Here is a 12,419-nt window from a genome sequence, read left to right as displayed (position 1 = left end):
ACCTTTTGTGTTAATACTACTAACGATCTAAACCTTTGTTTTTATATTTGATTTTTCCATTTTTAACTTTTGAGGACGCTTCTCTAGCTTTCTTAATATCAGCCTTGTTTTGTACTACTTGCTCTTTTTTATTCACGTTTTGCTGAGAGCTTTCGTTATTTTGTTCTGGCTTATAATTACCCTCTTGGCTTTGATTTTTTTCCTGTTGCTGAGTACTTTCCTCAGATTTAGTTTCATTATTTTTAGTTTGTTCTTTCGCATTTGATTGACGATTAACTGAATTAATCAATTCATCTATTTGCTTGAATTCATTTTCCAACGCCAGCGTTTTTAAACGATATTTTTTGCCATCAGCTTTATTCAAAAAGCCAATAGCACTACCACGGTTATACATTTCAATATCTTGGCTATTTAAATGTTTAAAGTAGTCATCCATTGAACTGCTTTTGCTGAATATGCCACTTAGTATTTTGATCATACTTTCTTTTTTCTCTAAACGGCCTCCTTTTCGTTTCACCTCTGCCGCTTTATTAGATTGTCTGTTTTTCTTCTGTTCTTTTTTGGCGTTAATAATAATGCCTTGCTCAAGCTCTGGATGTTTTTCAACTACATAGCGCTCTAGCTGTTTTTTAGCTTTGTCAAAATCAAATTTTGTTAATCTTTGGTTTTTATAAGCATCCAGTTCGTTACTGCTTATCATAAGATGAAAATGCACATTGTTGTCTTTTTCATCATGCAAGTAACCAACAACTAAGTTTTGTTTACATCGCATACCCACATAGTTGCGAACAATATCAAATAGCCGCTCTTTTTCTTGATCAAGTGTTAATTGCTTTGATTTAGTAATAGCAATCACTTCATGAAAAAGATAATTACCGTTTTTACGTGCTTTTACCTTGCGAGAGTTGGCAACAAACTCTGCAACTATATCCTTATCTTTACGCGAATATACGTTATGTGAAAAGTAGTCATATTCGCTGTTACGTGACGAACCATCACGCATGTAATTATAAAGCTGAGAAAATGTTCGATGCTTTCGGCTCATTGATTTAATGATCACTTATTTGCTTCCTTGTGAATAAAAGTAGCAATATCATCTTCCAGTTTTTTTAGCTCCATTAATAAATCTCGTTCATCGACCATTACCTTAAGGGTATTTGAACGATGTGCTATTTGATTAATATTGTTGGCAACATTGCGTATTAAAAACTTCATTTCCTTTATTTCATCTTGTAGTTGCGATGAAATAAATGGTGATTTATTTAAGTGATGTTGAACAAGTTGAGTGATAAAAGAAGTGCGCTTGGTTTGATTAAGGTTGGCAAGGTGACTAACTTTTAAAAATTCGTCAGCCGATAAACTGATATTGATACGCTTACGTTGATCAACATAGTCGTCTAAATATCGCTTTCGTTTTTCACTTACCACCAGTATCACTCCTCAAAATGGTTTAGGTGTTTAACCTAAAGCTTAGGGGTTAAGGGGATTCCCCTTATGGGTTCTAGGGCTAGCCCTAGCAAGAGGGCAATTGGTACAGTTGGTCACCAACTTGCAATCTTGCTACTACACCAAAGCATAGTATAAATATCGAACATTGGAAATAGTAATACGTGGGTAATAAGCATCACGAAGTGATGTTCTAGCTTGCTAGTACGAATGCTGTAATAGCTTAAATTGATGGTAATATTTTAATTGAAACTAGTTATCTTTTTTGTGAGTCTTTTCTTTAATTAGCTCGCTGAGACCAAGCAATTTTTTATATTCTTCTATTTCTTTTTCAGATTTAGCAATGTTCTCTTTATATTCAGCTAATTTCTCTTTTTGCTCTGGAGTAGAGTCAGTACTTATCCCCTCAGTGTAATCAGCATCTCTGGCGAGTAGCAATAGGTTATTAGTAGAACTTGGCGCTATTGTCGGAAAAGCTTTTATTAGTGAGTTGGCTCTTCCTTCAGCTTTTCCCTCTTTTTTCTCAATTTCTTGGTAGGTTTTTAAAAGCATTAAGGAAAATCTATGCTTATTTCTTGCGGATAAGTCGTCAGGTAATTGTTCTGTTGATAAGGCAAAAGTCTCTAACATTGAATGCTGTAAATTATTTGGCAATGCAGATAATTCGTTAGTAAAACGCCCTGCTAGTTTTTCATTCAAAAAATAAGTCGCATACAATTGCCTAGCATTTTCATAGTCAACAGTATTGGCTGATGTTAAGTGGCTATTTAGGGATAGGGACTCTTCAGCATTCGCCGACATTAAAAAGGTATTTAGCAATAGAATTAGGCTGATAGCGATTGCTTTTATTGAGTTGAACATAATCCGTTACTTATTTTATGAATGATTATTTTTATACTATTCATGATTTTATGGTGTTGCTCTAAGTAAAGCAAATGTTGAAAATATGGTTATGAAAAATGCTCAGCAATTGCTGAGCATTTAAATGAAAACTAACAGTAAGCGCTTAAATTATACATCTCTTCAATAGAGTAAAATAAATAATTTAAATCTTTGGTGTAAGTTTCACCTCACCAACCAATCATGTATTCAACGCTTTCCCATCTGGTATTTACGTTCAAGTATACATTTGGTCAACCGCAGCTTAACAAAATTTCAAAATAACTGTAATGATCATTGCTATAATGTTGAATTTCCAAAATGCTGAAATAATCAGAGATTAGATCAAACTCATCATCTTCATTGATTGCTCATTCATGACCAATAACTTGTTTAACATACTCGCTGCTTGATAAATCTCTAAACGCTAAAACATCAGCTTCAAAATTAGCTGCATATTGTTGTAGTTCAGTTTTCATAATAAAAAACTTAATAAATAAAACAGGACGATTAATCCTATAAATCAATCACAATGCTCTAAGGTAACTCAAATTTATTTTGAAAAAATTGTGACTTCATAATAACTACCTGAGAATATTTTCAAAGTTAATTTTAATTTCCGAAGTTTTAAGAGGCTTTTTCAACCGCCATTTATAAAAAGAAAAACCCTTAAAAGAGCTTTGTAAAATTGATTTATTTGATTGATAGGCCTACGTCAAAATATAGCTATTCGTGATTAGTAGCTATTAAAAAAGCGTATGAAATTAGATGAGTTGATATACGATGCATATCAGTCCTGAATGAGATAGAATATATGTGTTATAAGTTAGATAAATAACGTGTTTTAGTTAGTGTCATTTATGGAAAAGTGACTAGGAGTTAATTATGGCTAGTGGAAAATTATTAAGATTACTTGTTCAATCCGGCGCTTCCGGTGACCCTACTGCGTTTAGAAGTGCTACAGAGCAATTAATAAAAGAAGAAAGGCAAAAGCAGCATAATTTATTAGCCAATGATCTAGAGCGTATCCTATACGGTGATCGCTCAACTCCAAGTTCTACAGCACACAATATTTTGCCTGAAGCTCCCGTTGATAAAGAAAGCGGTGTTGCATTAATAGATATTAAGCAAGCAAATCGCTCTATTGATGAACTTGTTTTAGCGCAAAATACTTTAGAAATAATCGAAAACGTACTCGAAGAGTATCGACGTGAAGATATTCTAAGAAGCTATGGCATGATGCCCGCAGAAAAAGTTCTTTTTTTTGGCCCTCCTGGTTGTGGTAAAACACTTTCTGCAGAAGCTATTGCTTATGAATTAAATCGCCCACTTGCTATTGTTAGGTTAGATTCCTTAGTGTCATCATTCCTAGGAGAAACAGCCGCGAACCTCAGAAAGATATTTGATTTTATTGCAAAACACAGGCTAGTTGTTCTTTTTGATGAATTCGATGCACTAGGAAAAGAGCGAAATGATGGTTCTGAACACGGTGAACTTAGACGAGTTGTAAATGCTGTGCTTCAAATGATGGATTCATATGATGGTAAAAGCATAATTATTGCCGCGACTAACCACGAACAGATTCTTGATAGTGCCATTTGGCGTCGTTTTGATGAATTAGTGGAATTTCCTTTACTCAATAAAGATCAGCTCCAAAACTTACTACAACTTAAGCTACGCGGTGTAAGAAGAGAATTTGATTTGGATAGCCCTGAGCTTCATTCAATATTTGATGACAAATCACCCGCAATAATTGAACGTATAATCAGACGCGCTGTTAAGCGGATGATTCTAAAGCAAAAAGAGTTTTTAACTGTGAAAATGTTAAAGCATGCTTTTGAATTGGAAAACAGAGTTAGATAATTTTAACAAACAAAGGAATGTAATATGGCGGGAGTATATCCTCATCTTTCTTTTTCAAAGGAAGTACCATTAACCCCTAGAAGATCTCGTAACGGATTCGGTTCAAAAATTACATGTGATAACCCAAAAGAACACGGTCGAAACTTACAAAAACAAGTAGTGTCTTTTCAGGAAAGCATTTCATCGCAAGTCGGTGGAAATGCATCTCGCAACATTATTCAAATCAAACTGTCTGAAAAAATGAGCTTCGAAGATATCACTAAACATGGTATTTCGATCATTGGTCAGCAAGATGAAACCTTATATCTCGCATTTGCTGATGAACAACAGCTAAATGAGTTTAATAGTCGACTATCCAGATTGGTTGACGGCGAACATGTAACTTATGAGAACTTGCTATTTGCAATTGATAAAATAGATGCTTGGGGTGCTGAAGAAAGAAAGAGCTGGGCATTACAACAATTTGGCTACCCAAAAGAAGAAAATTTTAGATTAGATGTTGAACTCTGGCCAATTGGTGATACTGGCAGCGCAGAAAGAAATAACTTAATTGTAGATTTTGAAGCGTGGTTAAATTCTTCAGCAATACAAAAGCTTGATAAAGTTAATCGCGATAGCCTTGTGATGTTTCGTGTAACTGTCAATATAGAGAAAGCTGAAAGCCTTCTAAATCATAAAGATATTAGGCAGGTAGACCTACCTCCAAGAACTGGTGTTGAGTTCTCTCAGTTAAATATCGATGTTAATGTATTACCTCCTAAATTAAATGAATTAACTGACGCAGCAAGCAAAATTTGTATATTAGATAGTGGTATAAATGCCAATCATATTTTATTACAAGGCGCTGTAGGTGATGCGCAAAGCTTTATTGATGGTGAAGATGCTACCGATACAGTAGGTCACGGCACCGCTGTAGCTGGTGTGGCATTATTTGGTGATTTAGAAGAAAGGATAGAGGCGAACGAATGGACTCGTGAATTATGGCTGTTGAGTGGAAAAGTATTAACTCAAGATGAGCATGGTGAGCCAGTATTTGATGAAAAAACGATAGAAACAACTCTTATTAATGCAATCACCTATTTTCATGATGAATATGACTGTCGCATTTATAATTTGTCTTTAGGAAACTTAAATGCGCCTTATAGGCATAACCATATATCAGGTATTGCTGTTACTTTAGATGAGCTTGCTAGAAAGTTAGATATTTTAATCGTTGTATCATCTGGTAACTATAATGGTTCAGACATAATTAACAATTGGCGGGATGATTATCCATCTTATCTACTATCTGAGGACGCAGCCTTAATTGATCCTGCCCCAGCGGCAAACGTTTTAACTGTTGGCTCTATTGCAAAGCATACAATGACCTATGCAGAGCGTAGATATCAGCCACAGGGTGAAATTAATGAGCTACACGTAGCAAATGAAGGACAAATATCTCCATTCTCAAGAAGTAGTCAAAGTAATAAATCAGCATTAAAACCTGATTTGCTAGCTCATGGTGGAAACTTTGCTATACCTGCAAGAAGAGAGGGACAAAGTTGGAATCAAATATCCAAACACCTTGGCGTTGTAACACTGAATCATAACCCGCAAGGTAATACTTTACTTAGCGAGTTCAGTGGAACTAGCTTTTCTGCTCCATACATCGCTCATTTAGCTGGTAGGCTACTGAATAATTACCCTCAATCTTCTGCGAATCTACTTCGAGCATTATTAGCTAATCATGCTTATGTAACACAAGAGATAGCGTCAACTTTTGAAAATAAAGAGCATACTCGTCGAGTAGCAGGTTATGGCGTTGTAGATGAAGATAGTTTATTCAAATCTTCTGAAGAGCATGTTGTTTTAATAACCGAAGAAAAAATTGAAAATGATAAACATCAATTTTTTGAAATTCCTATACCTGATGATTACTTTCGTAAAGGTAAAGCGATTAGAACCATTACTGCCAGCCTCGCATACAGTCCAGCTGTTCGCACTACTAGGTTAGAGTACCTTGCGACTAAGATGAAATTTCATTTAGTTAACGGTGATTCATTAGATTCGGTAGCCAAAGCTTTTAACAATGAAAATAAAAAGCAAATAAAGTCTATTGGTGAAAGTGATGGCGCTAAACGAGATATAACACAGGACGATAGAAGCCGAGGAACGCTTCAATCGAGTAAATGGACGTATAACCAATTTGGAAAACCAAGAAAGCTTTTTCTAGTTGTTACTCGACAAGATCAGCCTTGGGCTCAGAATCAAGTGAACGATGAAGAAAGTTATGCTCTAGCTATATCTATCACGGATCGAGAAAATGAAGAAGCCAGATTGTACCAACAAATATCTGAAAAACTTCAAGCTCGTGAGCAAGTGAACCAGAGAGCGAAAGTTAGTTAATGATGAAAGCTAAAGAATATTTAGCTTTTATAAAGGATCAATCTTGGAAGAGATCACTCGTATAGCAAAGAAATACTTATATACAACGATAAACGTTAAGCATTTTGATTTACTAGTAGCTGTTTTATTATTTTTTAGCCTCTGTATTGCTGCTGCAATTGGTTATCTTATTGCAATTGAACACTGGATTGTTAATACGCCATTGATGATTATATTTATGGTGACTTTAGGTTTATTTGCTAGGCCAGCGAAGAGCCGCTATGAAAATAACCTTTCAGAATATCTGCAACAGATCGTTAATGATAACAAAATCGAAGATCTGCAAGCATTAAAAGCGAAGTACTTAAGGCAGCTCACATCTGCTGTTGGCTCGACTAACTATGAAGCCCTTAAAAATATCAATTATTTACAGGAACAGTTGCATAGTTATCGCCCCTTTACTCCTGATAATTTAGGCTACTATTTCTGGCGTTTTCTCTATAACTCAGAAGCAAAGCCTCGAATACTGTCACTCTTCATTTTTTTACTGAGCATTATCGTTTTATTGATGGTGACGAAGAGCGATATAAAAACCAACCCTGCTGAGGTTTGGCAATATATGACTTCAGAGTTTTTTTCTGCGGTTTTGTCATGGGGTATGTTTAGCCTTCTCTTACTATTTTGGTGTGGCTATATGGCTATCAGCTTCATAAATATATTTATTATTCGCCCTTTTGTTTTAGTTAATGCGAATAATAATTTTGCTATAAATTATTTGGTTAGTGATCTTGCTAGATATTCATTTATGGAGTCACCTGAAACTAGGCGTTATACAGAATGAAAGATTACTTATCTAAAACTTAATACCAAACAGCTAAGCGATACCTAAAGCGCCTATAGAATGAGATAAAAATATGGATTTATCAGAGAACATAGAGTTGATTTTGCATCAATACATTAAAGACGAGCTAATGAATAAACTCGTTAAAGTCTTTTCTACAGGCGGCTTCTATGATTACGCTCAACGCAAAGGCCTTTCAAAACAGGTTAACACAAACTCAGTTTATGATGAATGTGGAGGGGCTGATAACTTAAAGTCATTCGTGAAAAAGCACTATCCAGATTTAACAATTGAATCAACTCGTCCGCATAAAGTTGGTCGGAATGCATTTCAAACAGCTATGCAATACTTAGATAAAGTAAGAGGTTGTCAGAATGATACCGACTTAAGTAAAGTATTGTTTAAAAATGGTAACTTCAGTACACGATCTAGCGCCAATGCCGCGATTAATAATTATTTCGGAGGAAGAGGTAACCTTTGGTTTCTAGTTCAAAATAACGTTAGCTTTAAGAATAGTCATGACGTGAGTAAAAACTCACTACCTGTGTTCTTTTCTAATTTGATTGAAGACAGGAATGCATTGCAAAAATATACAACAAACAATGGAACCGAACATTCATTAACGTCTCCAAAAAAATATCACTACTTTTATGCTTTTAAACAAAAAATTAATGAAGATGAAAAGGCTGACTTAACAGTAAAACATGGCAATTCTTCTTATATATTAAAAGTCGGTATTGCAGAAATCTTGGAAGCGAGACTAATAAACCACTATAAAGCAAACATACTCAACAAAGGTGCAAGTATTTTCTATATTCACGATGAGTCTATTGTTAGCACAGTTGAAACGACCCTTAAACAAGTATTGAAGTTAGTTGGAGCTCCTACAGAACTGAAGCTTGGTACAGAACGTTTTGTAGTAGACACCATTGCATTTAACGATGTCCCAAAATTGATTGTAAATGCGACAAAAAGTAATGAAAATCTTCGAAACCTTAAGATAAAAAATAAGGTTTTTACAGTATAGATAATTAATAGAAACAAGTTGCTCTTGATAGTAAAAGCTTAAAGTATTCCAGCTACTTTTTATGAAAAGCAGTAGCAGATACCCCCTTTAAATTTGTACTCGACAAAAAGACCAAGTTTCCTTGGTCTTTTTCTTAACACGCCTTTTTTAACTTCAACTCACTAAATTTAACTGATTCAAAATACATATCACGTTCTATTCGTGGCACTTGTGGCGCAAGCATTATGCTTTCAAGTTCAGTTAATGACACGTAACCCCATTCATCGTGAGATAGGCCAGTAACATAGCCGAATGCATTGTTTTCAACTTCGCTGTATTCAGTTAAGTACCAAGTGGCAGAGCCGTATGTATCAAATAGCTTTACGACAACGACAGGGTCTTTGTTTCCTTCCTGTGAGTAGAACGGGTAGTTTTCGAATAGTTTCTTAAATTCAGGTGTGGCTAAGTGCGACATAAATTGCTCCTTTTTTGCAATAAGTAAACATGACGTTATTCTTAATTTTTAAGGTTAAGAACAACGAAATTTACTTATTGCGGTGAGCAAAAATGCGCGGCATTTTTAGATCATGGTGTTTGCCAGTTATCAGCAAAGCTGGCTAACATTGATTGATTACTTTTAAAGTAAAAATGGTTTGTAAACTGCATGAGTCATTTATCGTTTTGAAAGTGATTAAGTACTGAATTTAGGCAACTTTCATGTTCGAACACATAATAAATCTTCACGGCCTTTTTAAGTTTAAATTGCTCTGAAGCTGCACCATTAGCAAGGCCATAACAATGGTGAGTTATTTGCCCTATGGCGCGTTTTGCATCTACGCCATTATGTTGCTCAAATAAAAACAAGTGTGGCTCTGTATTGGCGAAGTATAAGCCAATGCCATCAGGCTCCGATTTATAATCTAAGTAGGCTATTGATGTTTCGGCTTTGTTACCGTTTTCATGTTTTGGTCTGTTGAAGTAGCTTTTAAAGAAATATAGCTTATGACCTTGGTTAATCAGCCAGCGCTGAAATAAAATATTAAAGGTAATGGTCGATATGCGATGAAAATAATCACGCTGGAAAAAACTGTTTCTGTGGGTAGGCGCGTATATTTTGTGTAGCGGAATTGATAACTGATCTACCAGTACTTTAATACCTGAAGATGTTAAAAAGTGTATGTGAGGTAACTTGCCATGTCAGGGCGTTATACCAAAACTTAGGCTTTTAACCAACGGATATTTGAAGCCTTTTAGACTTCTTATAGCTGTATTTATTGAGCTGGTACTTTTACTTGTAAATATAATTTGTAATTGATGACTGGTTAAATATTTAAAACGCGCCAGTGCTTCTAAAATGATGATCTGTTTTTCGGTAAGTCTCATTCAATTTGGTATTTACTGTTTAAATTTTCTAAATGGATATTAGTGTTTATCTGTTGTTGGCTAACATAATATTTATTATGTTTTTGATTATTAATTTCGTGCTTTAAATCGCTATGAATATCTTGCTGTTTAAGCTTTCCATAATAGCGTTCTAGAGTTTGTTTTACCAAGTTGCGCCAATTGCTTGTCGACATGGCGTTTTTACTTCATAACAGGTATTTAGGCGTTTTTATCTTTACTGCTAGGTAGTTCGATACTTGTAGATAAAACTCGCCAGTATTAAGTTGTTTTAGCTCATCAACGGTTAAGTCCATTTCATTAGCTAAAAGACTTAAACTTTTCCTTTCGTTTTTTCCCGCTATTTTTACGCCAGATGCAAAGAGTGTTTTTTGTAATGCGGTTGATATTTGCTGTCATACATATTGGTTGGCTAATACTAGGTGCAAACCGTATTTTCTTAACTGAGTGAGCGCTTTTTCAATATCACTGGAAATGAAGTTTTGGAACTCATCAATAAACAGAAGTATTGGTACTCGTTTGTGTATTACTATGTTGGTACGTTGCAGCGCAATAATACGTAATAGGCCGACAATGAAACGTCCATAGGCTTGCACGCTATCACTTCAGGCACTACCAAGTGATAACTTGAATAGAATAATTTTCTTTTCCTCTATGAGCTGTTTTAGGTTAACGCTAGTGGTATTTGAGATCAGGTTTTGAAAGGTCGGATCATTTAATATTACTTGTAGGCGAGTATAAATACCGTGTTTAGTGGCGCTAAATAGTGGGCTGTTAAATTTATGTCTGAATAGCAGCCTATGTTGTGGATTTGGTGAGTTCTGCCCTAAAGCGAGTAAATCAACATTGTTGTTGTCGTCCATAAAACGCTGTAAATCAGTAAACGAGCTATTTTTACAACGTAATAGCGTAGCTATGCATGGGCTTAATATGGCGTCCATTTGATTAGTGGTACTGGCTCATTGGTTTGGTGTTCAGCTATTTGATTGCCCCATTGATTGTAAGAGAACTTTGATAATACTCAGTAGCTCTTGTGTCATTAAAGCTATATTTTCATCCGTTTTAACTTCAAGTTGAAACGGATTAATACTTGGCGAATATCCTGTTTTTAAGCTTGGGTCAATAAACACTAATCTGTTAGCGAATTTTGGTTGGTTAAACTCTTTAAATTGAGCAATTTCTTGTGCCATATCGCCATGAGGATCTAAAAGTATTACCGCCTCCTTTGGCTTAGCTTTAATTAGCTCACGATAAACTAGTAGTTTTATAAACTCACTTTTACCACTTCATGATGATGCTACTAAATAACCATGTTTTTTAAGGCTGTGAGTTGGCAAATGTTTATTCAATTTTCGTAAAAACGTCCGTAGTTGGAATTTCTTTAGCCAATGAATGACATTTAACATTTCGAATAATTAATGAGTAATATGTGAATGCGATTGAAGGTGCGTATGGTGGGTTTTTAACGGTGTAGTGCTTTGCGCTAAAATAAGCGGTTAACGCTTGGTCATTGTATTCAATCTTTAAACCCTATTCATACGTATCATCTCAACTATCTGCCAGTCTTCTGAACAATCTCCTATCTACATACCCTCGTCGTTATCTCTGCTCAATATTCGAATGTATTTCACAATAGACGCCAGCTCATGCTCGGTTAGCGGCACTAGGTCGTAATACATCTTTATTTTATCTAATCATCATTGGTACTTTTTGCCTTTTGGCGGATTAGTTTCCCTCCCAGTACTAACGACTCAACTATTAAAAACATCAACTTGTATTGCGGTTAAGAACTTTTCTTTTTTGCTCATTTATAAACAAGTTAGTAAATATGCGCTTGCTGCTAACTCATTATATTTACGTTGTGTTTTTATCAAAGTTTTTTTAGTTATGCCAGTTTTTGGCTTGTTGTAAAGGATTGCTAATTAGGTGGCGTTAGCTGTATTTACAATTTGAAATCGTCTGCTGTAATTAACTGTATAAATAATTTGTACAATTAATTATTGAATAAATTTTTCCATTGTTTTTCTTAATCTTATTAACTTTTCTAGTTTTTCATCAAGCCTTACACCTTCTGCCTTTAGCCTTACACCTTTTTCTTCAAGCGCGCTTAGCCTTTCATCTAGTATTATGTCTAATATAATCTTGGCGGATTCATTAAATTTTCTAATAAAATGATCATATTTACGTAAATTACGAACATTATCCTTAGTAAAACCGCCATCAATCAACACCATATATTCAACAGCCTTATCAATTAACTTGATCCCTTTCAATTTTGAACTTTGGTCATCACCCGTGGCGAAAATATTCAGTACATCTATTTGAGAATTAACAGGCATCGCATCAAATGCGTTTTTATATTGCCAGTAAAAACGCATCATTCTTTCTGTTTTTTTAGGCGTTTTTTGTGACTCTGCTTTGGCTTTTAACTTGGCTAGTTCGTTATTGAATTTTGCCAGTAAATCCTGAGGAAGTTGAGCTGGTACTGTTGCTTTTACGGAATTATTGGCTGGTTCATTAGCCTGAGAGTTCGCGGCCAAGGCAATGTTACAACACAAGCTAAACATAGCTATGGTAAAGGTAAGTATATATTTCATGGTGACGTATTTAATCCGTAAA

11 protein-coding genes and 1 pseudogene are annotated in these 12,419 nt (G+C 35.0%); 4 read left to right on the top strand and 8 right to left on the bottom strand.

Annotated elements, in window-relative coordinates; all coding sequences use genetic code 11:
* Positions 1-19 precede the first annotated feature (19 nt).
* The 3 genes from H4J67_RS07570 to H4J67_RS07560 form a co-directional block, all read right to left on the bottom strand.
* Positions 20-1,060: a hypothetical protein gene (locus H4J67_RS07570; protein WP_182203339.1), complete on the bottom strand. Its 1,041-nt coding sequence runs from the start codon at positions 1,058-1,060 to the stop codon at positions 20-22.
* Positions 1,057-1,428 carry a plasmid mobilization relaxosome protein MobC gene (mobC, locus tag H4J67_RS21020; protein ID WP_182203338.1) on the bottom strand — a complete coding sequence of 124 codons (372 nt, stop codon included), beginning with the start codon at positions 1,426-1,428 and terminating at the stop codon, positions 1,057-1,059. The genes H4J67_RS07570 and mobC overlap by 4 nt, the downstream gene beginning before the upstream one ends.
* A gap of 270 nt (positions 1,429-1,698) precedes the next feature.
* The gene (locus H4J67_RS07560; protein WP_182203336.1) at positions 1,699-2,307 is read right to left on the bottom strand and encodes a hypothetical protein; all 609 of its coding nucleotides are present in this window, start codon (positions 2,305-2,307) and stop codon (positions 1,699-1,701) included.
* 903 nt (positions 2,308-3,210) lie between these two features.
* Between H4J67_RS07560 and H4J67_RS07555 the strand changes: the two genes are divergently transcribed.
* The 4 genes from H4J67_RS07555 (at position 3,211) to H4J67_RS07540 (ending at position 8,420) form a co-directional block, all read left to right on the top strand.
* Positions 3,211-4,188 (top strand): AAA family ATPase, encoded by a 978-nt coding sequence (locus H4J67_RS07555; protein WP_182203334.1) that lies wholly within the window; start codon positions 3,211-3,213, stop codon positions 4,186-4,188.
* A 24-nt stretch (positions 4,189-4,212) separates the two neighbouring features.
* Positions 4,213-6,573: a S8 family peptidase gene (locus H4J67_RS07550; RefSeq protein WP_182203332.1), complete on the top strand. Its 2,361-nt coding sequence runs from the start codon at positions 4,213-4,215 to the stop codon at positions 6,571-6,573.
* A gap of 43 nt (positions 6,574-6,616) precedes the next feature.
* Entirely contained in the window at positions 6,617-7,393 is a 777-nt protein-coding gene (locus tag H4J67_RS07545; RefSeq protein ID WP_182203331.1) for a hypothetical protein, read from the top strand.
* A gap of 73 nt (positions 7,394-7,466) precedes the next feature.
* On the top strand, positions 7,467-8,420 hold the full coding sequence (locus H4J67_RS07540; RefSeq protein WP_182203329.1) for a hypothetical protein: 954 nt from the start codon (positions 7,467-7,469) through the stop codon (positions 8,418-8,420).
* Between the two features lie 133 nt (positions 8,421-8,553).
* Here the strand turns inward: H4J67_RS07540 and H4J67_RS07535 are convergent, their stop codons facing one another.
* The 5 genes and pseudogenes from H4J67_RS07535 to H4J67_RS07515 form a co-directional block, all read right to left on the bottom strand.
* Positions 8,554-8,874 carry a DUF2958 domain-containing protein gene (locus H4J67_RS07535; protein ID WP_182203327.1) on the bottom strand — a complete coding sequence of 107 codons (321 nt, stop codon included), beginning with the start codon at positions 8,872-8,874 and terminating at the stop codon, positions 8,554-8,556.
* 904 nt (positions 8,875-9,778) lie between these two features.
* On the bottom strand, positions 9,779-9,976 hold the full coding sequence (locus H4J67_RS07530; RefSeq protein WP_182203325.1) for a hypothetical protein: 198 nt from the start codon (positions 9,974-9,976) through the stop codon (positions 9,779-9,781).
* A 219-nt stretch (positions 9,977-10,195) separates the two neighbouring features.
* Complete coding sequence (locus H4J67_RS21190) at positions 10,196-10,396, bottom strand: TraM recognition domain-containing protein (protein WP_182203322.1); 201 nt, start codon at positions 10,394-10,396, stop codon at positions 10,196-10,198.
* A 378-nt stretch (positions 10,397-10,774) separates the two neighbouring features.
* A pseudogene (locus H4J67_RS07520) lies at positions 10,775-11,074 on the bottom strand (hypothetical protein); the annotation flags it as partial.
* A gap of 723 nt (positions 11,075-11,797) precedes the next feature.
* Positions 11,798-12,397 (bottom strand): hypothetical protein, encoded by a 600-nt coding sequence (locus tag H4J67_RS07515; RefSeq protein ID WP_182203320.1) that lies wholly within the window; start codon positions 12,395-12,397, stop codon positions 11,798-11,800.
* Positions 12,398-12,419: the final 22 nt, after the last annotated feature.

The sequence above is a fragment of the Colwellia sp. BRX10-4 genome (assembly GCF_014077465.1).
Taxonomy (GTDB): domain Bacteria; phylum Pseudomonadota; class Gammaproteobacteria; order Enterobacterales; family Alteromonadaceae; genus Colwellia_A.
Note: the sequence above shows the minus strand (reverse complement) of the source record. Positions and strands in the feature narration are given on the sequence as shown.